The sequence below is a fragment of the Candidatus Avedoeria danica genome, from assembly GCA_016703025.1.
GTDB lineage: Bacteria > Chloroflexota > Anaerolineae > Epilineales > Epilineaceae > Avedoeria > Avedoeria danica.
This window is the reverse complement of the sequence record JADJCV010000004.1, coordinates 1,874,660-1,894,689: the sequence shown is the minus strand read 5'-3', so window position 1 is coordinate 1,894,689 and position 20,030 is coordinate 1,874,660. Positions and strand designations below refer to the sequence as shown.

Here is a 20,030-nt window from a genome sequence, read left to right as displayed (position 1 = left end):
CAGTATTGCTGTAGTGTCGATACAATTGTCGCAAGCTATCACAAGCTGCAATCCTTGTTGAGTACGTGAAATGAACACACTGTTGTGTAGGGCAGTGGTGAGATATGAGTGTAGATCGCTCAGGTGCCGTCGGAATGTCCCGATCGCCGTTGCTGCGGATAGGTCAGGCCACAGCTGAGCCGCGGCAGCAGTTCGAGGGATCGCGACTTGACTAAGCAGTAACAGTGCGAACAGCTGCTGAGTTCGGAGTCTCCTTGGTGATCGGACGAAAACGCCGTCCAAGCATATCGTCAGCTCTCCCATCAGGTTAATTCTAAGTCTCGAATGCAGTGCGCATTCGTGTTCACGCATACTCATGTGTAAAGCCAGTACTCTGTACGGTATTCAGGTAACGGAATGGCGATTGTACAGTCCGACTCAATCCCGGTAATGTCGATCGCTCCCGGGCTGAATCGGAGGGCTGGTGGTGCATTCATGAGTTGGGAGAGGGAGCCGAGCGAAGTTGAACGAGGGAGTCGAAGCGGTCGTTGACCCAGGCCGGTAGCAGTAGGAACGGGAGGTTAGAGCCGTCCTCGCTCCAGCGCATGCCGACGCCCTTGAAACGCTTTTGGAAGACACGTTTGCAGGTGCTCGCGACGAGGCCGCTGCTGCGGCGAAGGCCGGCCCCACTGTCGTCTGGGAAGCGCAGGTGCTCGCTGTGACGATCGAAGTAGTGGTGGACTTGGGAGAGCACAGCAGATCGCTTGGGACCGCAGACGGTCTGGGCCACGGCGCGGGCAAGGTCTGCGATGATGTCGCCCGCGCCGCCGTGGTCGCTGGAGTGCCGGGCGGTGGCGATGCGGATCAGAGCACTGTCGCGGTAGGCGATCAAAGCCTCGGCCGATTTCCAGAGGTGGGCAGCCGCGTGGTAGAAGTCAATGAGTCTGATGACTTCGTCGGTGAACAGTTCGGCGGATGCGCGCCACATCACGCGGGCGCGGCCGTTGACCCAGGCAAAGTGCATTGCTCGCCCCACAGGCTGGCGCAGTCCTTCGACGCGGAGCCGGACCACGAGATCGTCCGTCGAACCAAGAGTGGCCACCAGCCAGCGGGCGGCGATGTGCGTCACCTGGCGACCGTGCCGGTCCAGGCGCGGGCCCATGCGGGCCAGGATGCCGATCTTGGCTTTGCGCCAGGTGATTCCGCCCTTTGGGCTGCCGCCATTGGATCGGAACGAGAGCATGACTCCGTCCGCGCCGACGACGAGCGCCAGTTCGTCGAGCTTGGCATCGATGATCTCCTGACTTGCCATATCTCCGGTCTTCATGGCGGCGATCTCGTCGACCTGCTTGTCTCTTGCTCTCCGCCCAGTGGTTTGCACCGATGCCCAGATCGCACCACTGGGTGGGAGGCGGACATGCCGAACGCGTTTGGGCACCAGTGACGCCGTTGCCGACGGAACGAACACCGCGCGTGGACACGCCAAGATGCTCGGCTCACTGCTGGGCCGTTGCGACTTGGCTACGTCAAGTGCTTGATCTAGCGGTGCCATCTCGGCAACCGGGCGTCCCCGCCGGTATCGACCCACAGATCGCAGCCACGTAACTACTCCAATCCCCGTATTCATCCGCCTCAATCGTCGTCCCTTGGTCCGCAGGCTCGCCTTGCACGTTTCGCGCCGCCGCCACGTCGTCGGCGCCGCCGCATGTCCCGCCAGTATGGTCACAACATGGCGCCGCACCTCTACTTGCCCAACCTCTATCGCCGCGCCCACTGGCGCATCCAGCGTTGCCGCCGCCTCCAGCGCCGTTAACTGTTCTTGTGCCTCAGGCAACCACCGAATTCAAGCCTGTAAGCAGGCACGGCACTTGGACGGTTCCCCTGGATCGGACTAGGTCGCCTCCAATGGTGTCCCTCTTCGGATTCTGTGTCACTTCAAGTCAGCCGCGTCGCGATGGCCCTCTCCCGTCTGCCGAACTCGCACGCGGGCTGGTGTGAAGCTGTCAATCCGCCTGCGTGCCAAGATGTAATGTTGTCATGGGCTGCATGACTGACAACAGCTGATGCGAGTTGTGGCAATGCCTGCTGCAACCAGCGGAACACTTGGATCAGAATCCCGAACAACGGTTCCCGCCAGCAATTCGGGAAGTTCTGAGGAGCAGGTGTCGGGCTCAAGTGGCGCGAGAGTATCCGACTCACCGGTTCCAACTGGCCAAAGAACTACATGGATGGCTTCTTTCAGTATCGACGACTCCAACTCGCAATCTCGGCGTTGAAAGGCAACATCTATGCGAACATTACCATTGCATGCTTTCAGCAAATTGTGATGCTCCGTCTTTGGTGGCAAGGGTACCGCGAATGATATCGGCGACTTCTTGCCGTCGATATCACTCGGACAGTCGAATGTTGCTGTGCCTTGCCAGACTGGCGGACACGTGCCCATTACAGCATGTGATCCTTTAGACGGGTGCAAGGCGGCAGTGGAGGTGGCAGCAGCCACGGTGTGACTTGAGAGCCAAATGAGTGATACGCCGACAAAGTAGGCGAATGTGATTGGAATCATGCGGACAGGTACTGTTCGTATGCACATGGGACTCGGCACGATGGACTCCTTGAGCGACGGGTGAGCGCGGATGCAGGCGCGGGCTTCACCACATGATCCGCTTTTGAAGCAGTGCTTGGCCGCGGGTTTGGCGGCAAGCCCGTTACGCCGGCCAAATCGCTGTGTTAGGTTACCGCAGCAGCGTTTCATAATCGTCCCGCGACAGGGTGCGAGCCAATGGACGTGACCCGGTTTGACGGTCGTCAAGAACTCGCTGCATGGAGATATCCGTTCACGGGTCGGATAGGACGGATGGCCGAGACGTAACCGGCCGAGCGGCGAGGTGTGCCGTCATCGAGTCCGTGACATAGCCGAACCGGTTGCGCTTCTGCAGCCCGCGGCTTCTGGCAGTGGTGAGCTGCCGTTCCATGAAGAACCTTCTGGCCAAGGAGGCGCTGCGACGGGTCAGCTTGCGCAGGCTGACGGCGTAGTACAGCAAGGGCTCGGTCAGGTTGTTGGTCGGGGCGACGCTTTCGTCTGCGGGGACTCGCCATAACTTCTCAGACTGGCCAACGAGATCGCGGGTGATGCCTTGGGCCCACAGGCCACGTGCGTGCTCGGCTGCCCAACCCGGGGCCTTCTCGAAGTGAGAGCGTTGGGGTGCGACCCGTGCGAGCAACGTGGCCCGATTGGCGTCGCCGGTATGCCACGATGCCCAGTCGCGCAAGATTCCATCAGCGCGATGCCGAAGCGTGCGGCCATGCCAGGGAGCGCCGCGATGCTCGTTCATCGCGGCGGCGTCCGCCCGACTCGCCCAGCACGGCGCGCTCCAAGCGACGCCGTTGTGGGCGATGTACCGATCCGTGCACGGAACGACGTCAAACGCCTCGCCGAGCATCTCCTTGACCACTTCGCTCCCGCGGCTACGGCATATCCGAAGTGCCACCACCTCAGCCCTCGCCGCGACCCAGAGCCCGGCCCGGTTGCACATCCTTCCCCAGACGGGTTCATCGGGATGGGCCGTAGTCGCGCGTCGGAGGACCGTCTTGACGTATCCGTTCACGGGTCGGATCTGACGGGTAGCAGAGAGGGCACCGGCTGAGCAGCGAAATGCGCCGTCATCGCATCGGTGAGATAGTCGAACAGGTTGCGCTTCTGCGGCCCGAGGGTGGCGGCGGTGGTGAGCAGCCGTTCCATGTAGAGGCTTCCGGCCAGGGAGTCGCTGCCGTAGGTCAGCTTGCGCAGGATGACGGCGTAGCGCAGCAGTCGCTCGGCCAAGTTGTTGGTCGGCGCCACGCTTTCGTCATCGAGGAAGCGCCACAGCTCGTCCGTCCGGCCAGCGAGATCGCGGGCGATGCCTTGGGCCTGCGGCCCGGGCGCGTTCGCGGCCGCCCAACCCAGAACCTCCTCGAAGCGAGCGCGCAGGGGTGCGACGTGTTCGAGCAGGGTAGCCCGATCGATCTCGCCGGTATGCCAGGAGGCCCAGTCGCGCAAGATCCGACCGGCGAGATGCCGAAGCATATGGCCATGCCACGGTCCACCGTGCCGCTCGATCATCGCGGTGAAGTCGCGCACCAAGTGCGCCCAGCACAACGCGCGCCGAGCGACCCAGTTGTAGGCGCTGTAGCGATCCGTGCACAGGACGCCATCGAACGCCTCACCGAGCATCTCCTTGGACACCTCGCTCCCGCGGCGACGGCGGATCCAGAAGGCCGCCACCTCAGCCGTCGCCGCCATCCAAAGCCAGGCCCGGTTGCGCATCAATCGCCAGACCGTCTCATCGGCGTGCGCCCAACGCGCGCGCCGGAGGAATGTCTTGACTTCCGCCACCGGCACGGCGAGCGCCGCCGAGACCCGATGTTCGATTCGACAGACCGTGCCGACGCCCAACTTCAGGCCGTAGATCAGCTCCAAGAGCGCGACCACCGTGCGCTTGCTCAGCCGGAACTGCCCGACGCCAGTCGCCACCAGTGCATGAAGGCGAGGGCCGAAGTGACTCGGGCTGACGCCCGTCGGCAACGTCGCGCACGTCGTCACCCCGCAGCTGCACCGCAGCCGATGCAGTTTGTACTGCGCCACCGTCAGTGTCTGACGCGGGATGTCGATCACCTGATGGATGAGCGGCTCCGGGTCGTCCCCGTCGAGCTTCGCTCCGCATGCCCGGCAGTTCGGCGGCTTCAACGTCTCGCTCGATGTCACTTGGTCCGCCGGCACCAAGCTCCGCTGCTTGGCCGTGTGACCCGTCTGGCCACCCCGAGCCCGGTCCTTCGTCTTGCCGCGCCCTCGCGGCGGAACGCCAGTCCGGTCGCTCGACGGCGGCTTCGACGAGTTCCGCGAGTTCGTCCCCAACCGTGCCGCCAGCTCGTTCAACTGCGCCTGCAGGTTCGCGCCGAGCGTCACCAAGCCCGTGACTCGGATCTCCAGCGCTGCGTTCGCCGCTCGCAACTCGCCGTTCTCGGCACGGAGTTGCTCCAGCTCACGGCGCAGCTGGGCTCCCTCTGCTTCGAGTGCCCGCAGCTCAGACCGGGGCACGACCACCATGTTCCCGCTCATGCGGCCGAAGGTACTCCTCTGCCGCCGCCTACGCAACCTCGTCCGTCAGCTGCTGACGCCCCGGCCCGTGAACGCATACGTCTTGACGTCCCCCACCGGCACGGCGAGCTCCGCTGAGACTCTTGATGCACGATTCCGCAGACCGTGCCGACGTCGATGTTCAGGCCGTAGATCAGCTCCAAGTGCGCTACTACCGTGCGCTTGCTCAGCCGGAACGTCCCCGCGCCGGTCGCCACCAGCGCGAGAAGTCTATGGCCAAGTTGACTCGGACTGACGCCAGTCGGCAATGCTGCGCACGTTGTCACGGGGCAACTGCACTGCAGTCGATGCAGTTTGTACTGCGCTACCGAGAGTGCGTGACGCGGGATGTCGATGTCCTGATGAATAATGACCGGCTTCGGGTTGTCCCCGTCGAGCTTGGCTCCGCAGGCCCAGCAGTTCGGCGGCTCCAACGTCTCGCTGGCCGTCACTTGGTCCGCCGGTACCGGGCTCCGCTGGGTGGCCTTGGGACCCTTCTGGCCACCCAGTGACTGCTCCTTCGCCTTCCCGCGCCAACGTGGTCGATCTCCAGTCCGGTCGCTCGACGGAGGCTTCGACGAGTTCTGCCAGTTCGCTCCCAAGTGCGCCGCCAGCTCGTTCAACTGCGCCTGGAGGTTCGCGCCGAACGTTACGGTCCCCATGCCTCGCGTCTCCAGCACCGCGTTCGTCGCGCGCAACTCGCCATTCTCGGCACGGAGTTGCCCAACCTCACCGCGCATGCGTGCTCCCTCTGCTTCGAGCGCCCACACTCTAGTCTGGGCCACCACCACCATGTTCCCTCTCATGTAGCAGAAGGTGCTCCTCTACCCTCGTGTACGCAACCACGCCCGTTAGCCGCTGACGCTTCGGCCCGTGAACACACGCTAGAGACGTGCCAGCATTGGCAGAATGGCATCGCAAACGATGGCATCGGGTGAAGTTCCAAAGCGATCACTGCGTTGGGGCTCGTCCAGTCATTGGGTGATCGATAGTCGCACCCTAATGACACGAGACCTGAGTGGTGGTCGCGTCTCCAGTGCATAGAGGAGGTCAGATTGTACGGCACCCTCCACGGACTAGTTCAACTATGGCGTTTGTCCGCCCTCAAGTATGATTGCCAGGTCGAGCGACTTGAGACCTAGCGGCAACACGACACTATGTGGCGCTTTGCTGTACCAGGCCATCGGAACTTGGAATAGTCCCGGCATAAGCCCAGGACCGAACACCAACGTACCGCCAACTGGGTCCGGCTGCACTTCCAACCTATCGACGTCTGGACATATCTCAACCAAGTGCGGTTTGCCTGCTGGCAACATGGATGCTGTCAGCTTTTCCGAAGTTATCTTGAACGCATCGCCGTCAAAGATCTGAATCGACAGTGTGTACGAAACCGGAGTTGGCACCGTAAACCCGTGCACCCAGACCTGATAGTCCCCGGGCTTCTGCGTGCCCTGCAGCCTGACCGCCTCATCCGCGCCGTCGCTCAGGCTTTGACCTACGACTTCGGTGGCGGGGTCAAACAGTAGATCGGCATTCTTGTCGTAGAGGACCAGCAGGTCGAGGTCGAGCTGCGGGGCGACCGCAGGATCAGGAGCGTCCAGGATCGCCGTGAATCCGGCGGCAACCTTGTCCAGGGTCACGTCTTCTTTCAGATGAGCGGTCCCTCGTGCTTGCGGATCGTCCTGTCGAGCAGATCCGGTGGTGACCGTCGGCGGCTGCCCACTGAAGCCCTGGATCACGAAGCCTGGAAGGTCCATCTGTGAGGTGATCGTGATGTCGCGGCAGAGGCTGCCCCACATCGCCACATTACCGCTCGAGACTTGCAGGGCGCTTGCAGTAGTCTCGATGGGGACTTCCAGTTTATGGCCGCCGAAAGCGACATTGTCCAACATCACTTCGTGTAGCCCGCCCGAGGATGGCATGGCAAACCACTCTTCGTTTGCAGACGTGTTGGTATCGAATGGCCAGAAGGCGGGAGGTTGGCCGCCTACGCCAACTCGATTCGTACTCCCCCCCTTCATCTCCATCCCATGCGGCCCATACCACCCCCCATCCGACCGATCCTCCACCACCCCCCCCGCTCCCGGCGTCGTGTTCGCCGGGTGGAGGGGGTTGCTGTAGCGGTTGTCGGCGGGGCCCCAGATGCGCGTGTCCACGTCCGTCTGGTTGTCGTTCGCCTCGTCCCACTGGGTGCGGAAGATCCAGTAGGTGCCGGGGACGGCCTTGAGGGCGTCGACGAAGAAGAAGCGCCAGTCGCCGGACTCCGGCCGCCAGTTCCAGTTCTGCTGGCCGCGGACCGCACCGTTGTTGTAGGAAGCGTCCATATCCATGCCCTTGGGGCCGCCGAGGCTGATCGCGCCCTCCCAGTTGTAGGTATGGGCGATATTCGCCACCACCGGGATCGTCAACCGCAGCTGCGGCGTCTCGTAGCCGCCGGCGGCAGGGATCGGCACATCGCCCGCGCGGCGCGCGTAGTCTGCAAAGATCGCCCCCTGCCACACACCGGACGCCGCATCCGCCGGGACCGCCAGGGACGCCGTGAACGTCACCTCGCCGCCCGCCGGCACCGTCAACGTGTTGTCGTTCAGCGTCAGCGCGGACCACGGCTGGTACTTGTAGGCGTCGATCCGGTAGGACAGCTCCGTCACCGTCATCGCCGGCGAGCGCTGGAGATGGTTCACGCCCAGCCAGATCCCATCCGCCCAGCGCTCACGCGGGTGGTGGACCGAGATCTCGAACGTATTGCCGTTCTGCGTCCCGTGCGAGAACCGCTGGAACTCCCACGCCTCCAGCTCGCTCACCCGGTAGTCGATCGCCGCCACCCCGTCCAACCCCACCGGCGGCGACGCCGACGGCCCGAACTCCACCGTCACCGGCTCGCCGTTCAGCAGATGGCTCCGAATCTCGAGCCCGTCCAGCCGCGGGATCATCACCCCCGGAATCCCGAACGGCTGCGGCGGATTCGGATTCGCACCCATCGCCACCACCCCGCGCACGTCCGTGAACATCACCACCCCGATCGCCCCGAACTTCGTCGCGTTCGTGATCTTGTCCACAAACGTGCACGTCCCGCGCTCCATCAGCGCGATCTTCTCCGAAATGTCCTGCGCCGGCGTCGGCGCGTTCCCCATATCGTCCGAGCACCCCATCCCGTACCACGCGATCTGGTGCGGCCCGAACGGCAGCCCGCCCAGCTGGCGCGTCACCGTGGCCACGCCCTCGATGCCCGTGTACTCGCCGATGCCGCTGCCCCAATTGGCCTTCACCGACACCGGATAGATCGTCCGATAGCCCACCACCCCGTTCTTGTCCTTGTCGTCCCAGAACTTCCCGTCGCCGTCGATGTCCGTGTGCTGGAGCACGCTCCCGCCCAGGACGTTGTTGAACGTCGCCGCCGCGCCGAAATCGCCGTCCGGGTCGAACTTCTCCATCGGCTGGCGGCCGCGGAAGACCATCAGATCCGTGCCCTCCGGCACGTCCTCCTTCTTCACCGGGATCACGTAGTCCGGCACGTTCGCGTTCTCGGAGGACTCCTTCTCCGCCTCGAGCGTCAACGTCCCGTCCGTCCCCTTGATCCGCCGCAGCGTCTGCGCGCTCAGCGTCAGCGCGATCGCCTCGCTGCTCGGGTTGCGCAGCGTGAACGTCTGCGTCGTCGTCTCGCCCGGCGCCACCAGGTTGGCGAAGCTGTCGTGGTGCGTTCCCCGGTAGCCGCCCGCGCTCCACTCGTCCGGCAGCGCGTACACCCCGTTCAGGCCGGCCGCGATCCGGGCCGCGCCCGCCTCGTCCACCGTCCCAGCGCCGCCCGTCAGCGTGTCGTAGCCGCTGAAGCGCGTGCCGCCCTTGAGGATCGCCCGCGCCTCGGCCCACGTCGGCCAGCGGTTGTGCTTGCTCTTGAACGCCTGGAAGACCACCGCCATCGCGCCCGCCGCCACCGGCGTCGAGCGGCTCGTGCCGCCCCACGTGCCGAACGCGTGCAGGCTGTCGATGCCGTTGGCAACCAGCATCATGTTGATCGGCTCGGCGCCCGTCCCGTACCCCCCGTTGGCGGCCAGGTCCGGCCCGTTCTGCCCGGTGGAGCCCGGTCCGCGGTTGCTGAACGGGACGATGTCGCCGAACGTGATCTGCGACGTGTCCGTGATGCTGTGCCAGCCGCTCGCCCCGTACTGCGTGTTGGCCGCCACGTCGATGCCCGCCGACGGGCTCGGCGGTGCGATCGTGCCGTAGCCCGCGCCGCCGTTGCCGGTGGCGTACAGCCAGCTGCTGTTCGGCGAAAGCTTGCGGATGTAGTAGTCGATCACCCGCGAGTCCGGATCCCAGCCGTCGTTGTCCTCGTTGGACCAGCCGTAGCTGTTGGAGGTGATCTGGATGTCGTCGTCCGTGCGCGTCTTGTCCGTGCCGAAGGCGGCGAAGCGCCAGCCGACGTCGAACATCGCCCGCCCACCGGCCCGGCCGTCATACACGTTGCCGATGCTGACCATCTTGGCATTCGGCGCCATCCCGTAGTTCACCGCACCCGGCATCCCGGTGCCGCCGTTGGCCGCCAGATCGCGGAAGCGCACCGGCGCGTCGGCCGGGATCGGCACGCGGCCCTGGCTCACGACGTTGCTGGCGCACAGCGTCCCGTGGTCGCTGAAGCGCGTGACGATGAAGACGCCCACCTCCGTGCCCGCGGCCGGGATGTCCGCCTCGAGGCCCCACACCCAGCTGCCCGGGAACGGGTTCACGCCGTCGCTGATCCAGTAGAACAGGCCGCCCGAGGCGTCCGTCACGCCGTCCGGCGGGTTCGTCAGGTCGCGGTGAGCCAGCGGATCGCCCTTGCGGACCGGCTTCTCGTCCGTGAAGTCCTTGTCGCCGTCGATGTCCACGTACACCGTGTCGTAGACGCCGGCGGCGCCCTCGTCCACGGCGATGATCCCCGGCCATGTCGCCAGCCCGCCCGTCGGCACGGATGCGCCGGCGGCGATGAACGCCAGGTCGACGTCCGGGTGATGGCCGTAGCGGACCGTGCCGCCCTTGGACGTCGCGGGGATCGCGAAGCCGCAGTCCATGCTGCCAAGGCGGATCGTCGCCAGCTGGCCCGCGCCGCCCACGACGGTGTAGTCCGAGACCCGCGGTTGGACGCAGATCTGGCCGATCGGGCTGTCGTCGCGCATCGTGGCAGTGACCGTCGAGGTCTGGTAGAGCTCGACCCGCGACGTGTCCAGGTTCGCGCGCGTGCTGCGCAGGGCCTCGTTCGGTTGGCGCTTGTCCATCACGGCCAGGTAGCCGACGATCGGGTCGAACACCTCCGGCCAGCCGGCGTACGGGTGGCCTTCCGGCAGGATCCGCCACGTGCCCTGCAAGTCGGGGTGGGCGTAGTCCACTTCCATGTCCAGGACGGCCACCGCCACATCGTCGCCGCGGAAGCCCAGGTCCCAGGCCTCGGACGCGGCGTGGCCGTTGCGGACGTCCCACCAGCCCGTCGGACCGTTGCCGCCGCGCTTGGCGGGGCCGTTGCCCTTCATCGCCGCTTCGCGGGCGGCGTCCGTCTGCTCCATGAACGATTCATGCGCCGGTTCAGCCTCGGCCCAGCTCGGGGCGTCCTGCGCCATCCGGCCGATCTTGGCGACGTTGGCCGGGTCGACGACGCCCTCTTTCACCGGCGGAACGTTCAGGTTGGGCTTGGCGTTCGCCGACGTCGAGTCCACCCGATAGACATGGGGATCGGCGGCAATGCGCAGCGCCTGCTTGGGCGTTGCCTGGAGCATCGCCACCTCTTCGCCGGCCGGCCACGTGAACTGATGCACGAAGCCGTACTCGGACAGGTCGAGGCGCTGCGTGGACTGCACCATGATCCAGTCCAACGTCGCCGGCGCCGAGCCCACCCACTCCGTGAGGGTTGCGTCCAGCTTGCGCTCCGGCGCAGCGGCCGTCAACGGAGCCATCGCTTCGGCCAGCGTGTCCGGAACGGGCTGGGACGAGGGATCGTCGGCCGGTGCAAGGGCCGGGTTGGCCCGGACGGACGCGCCGCCGGCCGCCAAGGCGCCCAGCAGCGAAACGCCGAGCAGTGCGGCGGCACCCAACACGGAGATCATGGACGACTTGAAGCGATACACCCCTCACCCCTCCTCAGTGGCAGCGGCTCGGCGCGGACGCAGTTCCAACCCTCGCGCCTCAATCGGCCGACGGCCCCATGTCCATACGACCGTATGGCCATGCGGCGGCGGCCGGAGCACAGCGGCGGGCATTATCCCCCAAGGTGCTGGCGGGGGCTAGTGGGCTTTTCCGGGGAGCGCATGCGGGAGCGAGGCGACACGGCATCGCGTGGGGGTGTGCCCCTCTACCGCGTCCGCTCCTGCCGGACGAACATCGCCGTGCCGATCGCCATGAAGACGCCGCCGACGACCGCCATCACCGCCAGGTTGAAGGCCGGCGACGCGAGCACCGCTCCTTGGCTGGGCTCCACCCCGCCGAAGAACACGCCCCGCAGCAGGTCGACGGCGTAGCGCAGCGGGCTGATCCGGGAGAGGAAGTCGAGCGAGAGGCTGATGACGTCGCCCTTCTCGGCCAGCTTGTCCACCGGCGAGATCACGCCGCCCAGGAAGAACTGCGGCAGGAGCAGGAACGGGAATATCTGCTGCGCGCCGCGCTGGGACTTCATGTTGGCCATGAGGAGGAGGCCGAACGCACCGCCGTACAGGCAGACCAGGATGGACACCGGGATCAGCCAGAGCGCCTGGCTCACGTCCATGCGGATGCCGATGAGCAGCCCGAACGCGAAGATCACGACGCCCTGCGCCAGCGAGACGAGCGACTCGCCGAAGATCTTGCCGCCGAGGATCGTGTAGCGCGACAGCGGCGCGACGAAGATCGCCTGGCTGAAGTCGTTCTCGCGGTCCTCGAGGAGCGAGATGATCCCCATGGCCGACGACTGCCACATGTTTTGGGCGAAAACGCCCAGGAAGACGAACGTCCACATGTCGAAGTCGCGGCCCTCCGCCGCGGCGGCGCCGAACGTGCCGCCCAGGATCAGGATGAACACGGCCGGGAACACGAGCGTCCCGATGATCCGCGAACGGTCTCGGAGGAACTTCAGCAGGTCGCGATAGGCGATGGCGGCCATCGCGTTCAGCTCGTGCGACAGGTTCACTGGATCACCTCGTGGCTCTCGGCGTCGACGAGCGCACCATCGCCCAGAACGTCGCCCAGTACGATGCCGGCCTCGCCGAGCCCGGCCGCCTCCTCGCGCGCACCCAGCTCGTCGCGCTCCACGAGCGCCAGGTAGGCGTCCTCGAGCGTCGGCAGCACGGTGCGCACCGACGTCAGCGGCGTGTCGATGGACTTGAGCAGCGGCTGCACGTCGCCTTCGTCCGCCGCGACGCGCACGTTCGCGCTGCCCGGCGCATCGTCCGTGTAGGCGATGCCCTTGGCGGACAGCTCGGCGCGCAGCGCGGCCGGATCGGCGGCCCCCAGGAGAACGTAGCGCTCGAGCAGCGACGCGGTGACGTCGGCCGGCGTGCCGAGGGCGATGATCTTACCGCGCGAGAGCACGCAGATCCGGCCGGCGTCCTCGGCTTCGGCCAGGTAGTGGGTGGTGAGGAAGAGCGTCGTGTCCGCCGTCTGCCGCATCTCCAGCAGGTAGGTCCAGAGGTCGCGGCGGCTGGCCGGGTCGAGGCCGGTCGTCGGCTCATCCAGAAAGAGGACGCGGGGGTGGTGGATCAGGCTGCGGACGACCTCGAGCTTGCGGCGCATCCCGCCCGAGAACGTCCGGACGGGCTTGAAGATGTCGCCGCCCAGCCCGACGACGTCCGCCAGATCGGCCAACCGCTTCTTGTAGGCGGTCGGCATGAGCGTGTAGGACGGGCGCCACGGGTAGAGGCCGTACAGGATGGCATGCAGGCGCACGTTCTCCTCGGCCGACAGGTTCTTGTCCAGGCTCGGCGTCTGGAACGTGATCCCGACGCTGCTTCGAACGCCCGCCGCGTCCGTCCCGAGGTCGTGGCCGTCGATCGTCACCGTCCCGCCCGTCGGTGCGAGCGTCGTCGTCAGGATCGAGATCGTCGTCGTCTTGCCGGCGCCGTTCGGGCCGAGGAGGCTGAAGAACTCGCCCGGCGCGACGTCGAACGAGACGTCGTCGACGGCGTTGCGGTCGGCCTTGCGGTAGCGCTTGACGAGGTGATCGACGCGGATGATGGGCGGAGGGCTCACGGCTGAGGCGTCCTTGGGGCGCGGCAGGCAGGCGGGCGGAATCGTAGCATTGGGGTGCGGCGGAGTCGAATTTTTGTTCTATTCGAGAGCTTCTCGAACGGGGGCGGCCATGTGCCCACGTGCCCAGCGCGGTGGCACATGGCCGCCCCGCACGGGGCACGTGTAACGCTGGCGCAACGCTATCCGAGTAGCCTTGGGGCGTCGTAACGCGGCGCGTGTTGCAGTTGCGGTCGCAAGTGCAGGGGTTCGCAAGTTAGGAGGCACCTCGATCCGTCCACCCGGGCAAGCAGACCCGTCTCGGCCACCTGATACGCTCCGAATCCGCTCCCGGCAACCGCGCCACACATCCCATGGAAGGAAGTCCACAATGAACACTGCAGACTACATCGAGCGCCCACACAACCCCAACCGTATCTTCCGAAAACTACCGACCCTCGCACTCGGTCTCCTCACGATCGCCGGGCTTGTGCTTGGCATCGGGATCGGGATCGCACAACCCGGTCAACGGGTTAAGGCGCAATCCGGCGCCGAGATCGAGGAATTCCTTACGGCGCAGGACGCGAGTGAGTACGAGGTTGCCCGCGTCGAGTTCCAGAACGATGAAACGGTAACGGTTCAATACCGGACGCGGTGGACCGTCGACGGAACGACCGGTGCCTGGAGCGGATGGTCGTCGATGGCCGCCGGCAGTACGGCCGAGGTCGAACGGTGTGTCGTGCCGCTCGGTGACGACATAGAAAAGGTCGAAATCGACGGCATCAAGACCGGGTCGTCGGAGGTCGATCTCAGCGTCGTGTCGATTACGAACTACACGACGTCGACTCAGTGCGGGCCTGACTCCCAGTACGAAGAGTGGCAGGATATGGCGTTGGGTCTGCCCGCAACCTGCGGCTCGTTCTACCCCTTCGAGTACGCCGAGGTGGGCATCACGCGGGCAACCGGCAGCGCCGGTGGGGACGCCGACAAGGCGATCCGCGTGTTCGTCACGTGGCGGAGTGACGGGCAGGAGCTGCAGGGTGCCGCGGCGGACCTCGTCCAGCGCGGAAGCTCGGCCCTGTTCAACAGCTGCGGTGTGATCAGCCTGAAGAACCTCGAGCTGGTCGGCCCTGCGTCCGCGTGCTACCTTGACCCCTCGACGGACGATTGCGATCCAACTGCCGGCGACGTACCTCAGTCGGCGATCGCGTCCTTTACGCTCAACTCCAACACGTGCCTCTCTTCGCCATGCAACGGCACGTCCTCGTCGGCCACCGGCCATCGCGAGCCGATGCCGATACCGCCCGCCGCCGGGATGGGCGAGTGGGGGAAAGGCGTGGTCCACCAGAAGCGAGTCCAGGGTGGTTCCTACCCAACGATCGAGTTCAAGGCGGTCTGGATGGTGAAAGAGGGCGGCGTGACCACGGCGTACCAGGCGTGCACCGCCGACTACTCGCAGTGCCATACGATTTCCTTCGCCTCACAGCGGATCGCCTTGGCCAAGTTCCTCGTCCCGGTTTCATCGAATGGCTCCTGCGACGAGGGCGACGACCTAGTGGAGCTGTATGTCTACCCGACGAACAACCCCGCAGGGAACTTCAACAAGATCACCGATGTGACGGGGGCCAATGGGGCCTTCGAGTGTAGCTCTAGCACCCCGTAACGTTCCTGAGCGGACCCGCAAGCACCGGTCGCGCCGCCGATCGGGTTCGAGGGGAAGCGTACGATCAGAGGCGGAACGACGATGAACGATGTGCTGATACGTGTTGCAGACTGCGCACGCCCTTCGCCCCATCGCCCGTTGGATGAGCGGCGCCCGCAGCACGTGTCAGCCAGCGGCCTGATCGCCGTCGGCCTTGCGACAGCCATGCTCGTCGCAGGGCCGGCGGCGGCGCCGCCGGAGGAACGGACGGCGACCGCCGCGCAGCCGCCCGTCACCGAGGTGCGACCGCTGTTTCCGCACACCCTCCCGCTGCTCGAGCCGCGGGACATCGCGTATCTCGGGCGCGGGACGTTGTTGGCCGTCGACGGCCAGAGGGTCTTCGCGGTGGGGGCGGACAGCCCGGGGCACGCTGCTTGGCCGGGACCGCCGACGGCCGGATGGGCGCCGGTTCGGATCGACACCGATCCCCAGCGGGGGCGGGTGTACGTGCTCGACGGCGCCACGGAGCGCATTTGGGCCTTTGATGCGGACGGCCGGACGCTCTGGACGCTGGCGCCGAGCCTCGAGCCGCCGTCGTCCGGCCGCGCGCAGCTGGAGTCGATGGCCGTCGCGCCGAACGGCGAAGTGTTCGCACTCGAGCTGGACATCGACGCCATCGGCGCGCCGATCGGGGCCGCAGTCCACCGCTTCGGCGCCGACGGAGCACCGGCGGATCGTTGGGCTCTTCCCATGCCCGCCTTCCCGCCGCACCCAGGCGACGACCGTGGATCGATCGGCCGGATCGCGGTCAGCGGCGACGGCGTCGTGCTCGTGCAGCTGGCCGGGGGTTCCGCGTGCGTGGACTGGCGCACCACGGTAGAGCGCTATTCACCGGACGGTACGCCGCTCGGCGCTTGGTCGGCCGAGGTTCCGGCCGCACTGCTACCCACGAGGCCACTGCCGATCTGTTCGAGCCCCACTCTGTCGGACAGCGTTCCGATGGCGCGCGATGCGTCCGGCGTGCTGCACGTGCATGAGCTGGATGGCGTGCTGCGCTACGGCCCGGACCTGCGACTCATCGACTGGGTGCAGTTCCCGTGGTCGCGGTGGCGCCAGCGTGCCGAGATCGGCGCGTTGACCACGCCCGTGGCGCGCACGGACGGGGGACTCCCTTTCGCGGTGCGACCGGGCGGCGGCTTCGCGGTCGTGCGACAGGTCACGCACGGTGAGGTGGACAGCTATGGTGTCGGTGCCGACAACCTTTGGTCCCGGCGCGGCCTGCAAGGCGGCGCCCTGCTCACCCTCGTCGAGATCGACGCGATCGGCAACACCGTCGCCCTCGCGCCCGGCGGATCGCCCCAATCACCGGCTGGCGACGTCGTCGAGTCGGCTTGGACGGATCGCCTGAGCGTATTGCCGGACGGTCGCGTGCTCACGCTGGCGGTGCACTACGGGATCGTCACGCGCTGGGCGCGCGACGGAACCCGCGAAGGCGCCTGGTACACCCCCGGCGGTGCATGGGACATCGACGCGGTGGCCGACGGCGGATGGGTTCTGCTCGGCCAGGACAGCGACGGCATCGCCATCGCGCGCTACGACGACCAGGGTCACCGGCTGTGGCGCGCCGCGCTGGACATCCATCCGGCACGCGGGCTCGTGATCACGGGCGACGAAGTGCTCCTGGCCGATCGCCACGGGCGCGCGATCCGGCGATGGACGCTGTCGGCAGGCGTGCCGCTGCCCGAACTTCGCTCGCCATCCCAGACCATTCTCTGGCCGTTCGGGCTTTCGCGCGCGTGGAGCGAGCCCACGATTCTGAACGTGCTCGACCTGCCCGGGATGACCGTGGAACGCTGGATGCTTCCGCCCTTCGGGGATGGGGACCAGCCGGCCGCCCCGGCCGAGGTCTGGCCGATCAGCCGGCGACTCGTGCCAATCGAGCTGGCCGCGGCCGGCGATGGTCGGGTCGCCGTGCTCGGCGACGACGGGGCGATCGAGTTCGTCGGGCCGGGCGGCGCGGTGACGGGGGCTTGGCGACCCGACGGCGGCGATGGCCCCACCGTTCCGGTCGACATCGGCTTCGGTCCCGACGGCCGGGTGATTGTGCTCGACGGCTACGTGTCGTTCGGAGGCGCGCTGCACAGTGTTCGGCGGCCCCGCCTGCTGATCTACGATCCGGCTGCCGCCCCGCCCCCGGCCGTCGAGACGCCGTCCACGCCGCCACCCTCGCCGAGTCCGGGCGCCGGCGCCTGCACCGTGCGGGGGACCGTGGCGCTCGACCGGACGCGCGTGCGCGCCGGCGAGGCGGTCACGGTGACGGAGTGGATGGGCGGTGCGTGTCCCGAGGCTTCCATCGCCCCGGTCGACGTGATCCTGGCGTTCGTCCAAACCGGGAGGGACGCGATCGAGCGCGAGATGCCCGCGATGACCGCCGCGGCCGGCGCGTTCGTCGAGGCGCTCGACTGGCGGCGGGCGAGCGTCGGAGTCGTCGCGCGATCCGATGCGATGCAGTGCACGCTGCGCCAGCCGTTGCTCGCCGATCGCTCGCGGACGCTCGTCACGCTGTCTGCGCTCCGGCCGACGGCGGCGTGCGCCACGCAAGGCTGGGTCCGACTCGTTCGGGACGAGTTGGCGCTCGGCACGCGTGGCAACGCAGTCCGCGTCGTGGTTGTGTTCACCGCCGGAGCGCGCAGTGCCACGGCGACCGACGGCGCCATCAGCGACCTCGAGCCGATCGCGCGCATCGCCGCAGCGGGCGGGGAGATCCATGTGCTCGAGATCGACGGTCCGCGCGACTCCATTGCACGGCGCTACGCCTCACGTCCCGAGCACCACCACATGGCCCCGGACGACGCGACGTTGCGTGCCATGGCCGCCGCGCTCGGCACGCGCATCCGCGGATACGCGCTCGGCGACGTGCTGCTGGAGAGCGAGGTTCACCCCGACGTCGATCTCGTGCCCGGTTCAGCGGCTCCGCCCGTTGGCGCCTTCGGTCGACGGTTGCAGTACGGTCTACCCATCGCGCCGTCCGCCGGCATCACGTTCACCTACCGCGTCGTGCCGCGTGTCGGTGGGCGATACCCGGCGAACGCCCGCTCGATTGCGCACTACACGGACGGCGACGGCGCGCGCCGGACGCTGGAGCTCGACCAGCCGTTATTGGAAGTCGACGGCCCGACGCGCACACCGAGCCCCGCGCCGACGGCCACCGCGGCCACGAGGGCGACGACGACATCGATCCCGCATCGCGCATTCCTGCCCGTTGCGCTGCGCGAGGACTGTCCGGCGGAAAGACAGGCAATGGATGTCGCCTTCGTGCTCGACCGGTCGCACAGCATGTCGGCCCAGACAGCCACAGGCCGGTCGCGGCTCGCCGCGGCCATCGGGGCGATCCACACGTTCGTGAACGCGCTGTCGCAGCGCCCCGGGACGCGCTTTGCGCTTGTCACGTTCCATGCCATGGCCGACCGCGCATCGCCGCTATCGGAGGACACGGCCACGGTCCGCAGCGCGCTCGATCGCGTCGTGCCGGGCGCCGGGAGCTGTCTGGCGTGCGGGCTTGCGGCCGCCGACGAGCTCTGGCATGGGGAGACGGAGCGCGGTGATCGCCGGCGCAGCGTCGTCATCGTCACGGACGCGGATCTGGACGGCCCGTCAGCGGCGGCGGCGGTCGAGGCCGGCGAGGCGCTGCGCAATGCGGGGACCGCACTCTTCGCAGTCGGCGTTGGAGAAGACGTACCCGCGACGACATTGGCTGCGATCACGGGCGATCCAGGCTCGGCGTTCGTGACGTCCGACGCGGAGGCGCTCGACGCCGTGCTCGAGCGGATTCGGCGAGTCATGCGGTGCCCGTCTGCAACGCTGTGGCCGACACGGCCGAAGCCGTATGCGGCCGACAAACCGCATGCGGCCGACCAAGCTGTGCCCGCCGCGATCATGGCGACACGTGACACGGCAGCGGCCGAGAGCGGACCCGAGGAGCGCCAGTGCCGCCTGAAACTGCAACGCTTCGTCGAACCGGCGATCGTGCGGCTCGGAACGCCGCTGGTCGTCAAGATGACGGTTGTCGCGGACTGCCGCTCGGCGGTGCGCCCGGTATCGCTTGTGTTCGTGATGGATCGTTCGAGCTGGGCCGATTCCGCAGGCCCAACGGTGTCCGACGCTGCGCGGATCGGCGCGATGGCCGATGGGATCGCACGGTACGCTGCGCAGTCCATCGACGTGTCGAGCTCCCGCATCGGGGTCATCTCGTACGACGAGCGACCACAGGTCGTGAGCGGCCTCACGGTCGACATCCCTGGATTGGCGGACAAGCTGCGGCGCGTGGGCACCGGCGCGGCGGCGCGCGACCCGGCCGCCGCCCTCGACAGGGCGCGGACGATGCTCGCCGGTCAACCGGCGGAGCGCGTCGCGGTGCTCTTCGGTGGCCACGTTCCGATCGACGCAGGCGCCCTGCGTGCCGCAGCGAACCGCCTGCAGCGGGACGGCGTGACGCTCCTCGTGCTCCAGGTGCGCGGCGGGGAGACGGGTGCGACCTATCGGGACCTCGTACCGATAGAGCGCTATCGGATCAGCGAGCCCGACGACCCGGCCGCAACACTGCCGTGGCTGGCCGCCGACCCGCTCGGTCTTGCGCTCCGGACCGTGAACGTCCATGACACCCTGCTGCCGGCGGTCCGCTTCGAGGGCAGCACCTCGGGCCCCCATCGGGTGAAGGACGATGGCGCGCCCAACCTGTGGTGGGACGTGCTCGATGACCAGCCGGAACCCGGTCCCGCGGGCATCGGCCTCGTGGACACCTATGTCCAATACGAAGCGCGCACGACCCAACTCGGCCCGACGAAGGTCGGCGATCCGGTGTACGCGGACATCACGTACCGGAGCGGGACGACACATCGTATCCCCTTCGACGCGGTCGAGGTCGAAGTCATCCCGCCGCGACCGACCGATCCGGCCACACCGAGCGCGGTGCCGGCGACGGCGCCACCGACCGCGACGGGTATGCGCACGGTCCCATCGCCTGGCGCACCGTCAGCCACGCCGAGCGGCGACGGGACGGGGACGGCCGTCGCGCCCGTTGGCCGCGTCCACCTGCCGTGGCTCATCGCGGGCGGGGATTGAAACGGGGCCAGG

8 protein-coding genes are annotated in these 20,030 nt (G+C 67.1%); 2 read left to right on the top strand and 6 right to left on the bottom strand.

Going from position 1 to position 20,030, the window contains the following annotated elements; translation table 11 throughout:
* Positions 1 to 472: 472 nt before the first annotated feature.
* The 6 genes from IPG72_10895 to IPG72_10870 form a co-directional block, all read right to left on the bottom strand.
* The gene (locus IPG72_10895) at positions 473 to 1,306 is read right to left on the bottom strand and encodes a hypothetical protein (GenBank protein MBK6769490.1); all 834 of its coding nucleotides are present in this window, start codon (positions 1,304 to 1,306) and stop codon (positions 473 to 475) included.
* A gap of 1,507 nt (positions 1,307 to 2,813) precedes the next feature.
* The gene (locus IPG72_10890; protein MBK6769489.1) at positions 2,814 to 3,584 is read right to left on the bottom strand and encodes a transposase; all 771 of its coding nucleotides are present in this window, start codon (positions 3,582 to 3,584) and stop codon (positions 2,814 to 2,816) included.
* Complete coding sequence (locus IPG72_10885) at positions 3,581 to 5,062, bottom strand: IS66 family transposase (protein ID MBK6769488.1); 1,482 nt, start codon at positions 5,060 to 5,062, stop codon at positions 3,581 to 3,583. The genes IPG72_10890 and IPG72_10885 overlap by 4 nt, the downstream gene beginning before the upstream one ends.
* Positions 5,063 to 6,177: 1,115 nt before the next feature.
* Entirely contained in the window at positions 6,178 to 11,187 is a 5,010-nt protein-coding gene (locus IPG72_10880; protein ID MBK6769487.1) for a S8 family serine peptidase, read from the bottom strand.
* Between the two features lie 224 nt (positions 11,188 to 11,411).
* Positions 11,412 to 12,221: an ABC transporter permease gene (locus IPG72_10875; GenBank protein ID MBK6769486.1), complete on the bottom strand. Its 810-nt coding sequence runs from the start codon at positions 12,219 to 12,221 to the stop codon at positions 11,412 to 11,414.
* Positions 12,218 to 13,264, bottom strand: coding sequence for an ATP-binding cassette domain-containing protein (locus IPG72_10870; protein ID MBK6769485.1), 1,047 nt, complete (start codon positions 13,262 to 13,264; stop codon positions 12,218 to 12,220). Before IPG72_10870 ends, IPG72_10875 begins: the two co-directional genes overlap by 4 nt.
* Positions 13,265 to 13,646: 382 nt before the next feature.
* Here IPG72_10870 and IPG72_10865 point away from each other — a divergent pair, with 382 nt between their 5' ends.
* Both IPG72_10865 and IPG72_10860 read left to right on the top strand, forming a co-directional pair.
* Positions 13,647 to 14,918 carry a hypothetical protein gene (locus IPG72_10865; protein MBK6769484.1) on the top strand — a complete coding sequence of 424 codons (1,272 nt, stop codon included), beginning with the start codon at positions 13,647 to 13,649 and terminating at the stop codon, positions 14,916 to 14,918.
* Positions 14,919 to 15,056: 138 nt separating this feature from the next.
* Positions 15,057 to 20,018: a VWA domain-containing protein gene (locus IPG72_10860; protein ID MBK6769483.1), complete on the top strand. Its 4,962-nt coding sequence runs from the start codon at positions 15,057 to 15,059 to the stop codon at positions 20,016 to 20,018.
* The last annotated feature ends 12 nt before the right edge of the window (positions 20,019 to 20,030 follow it).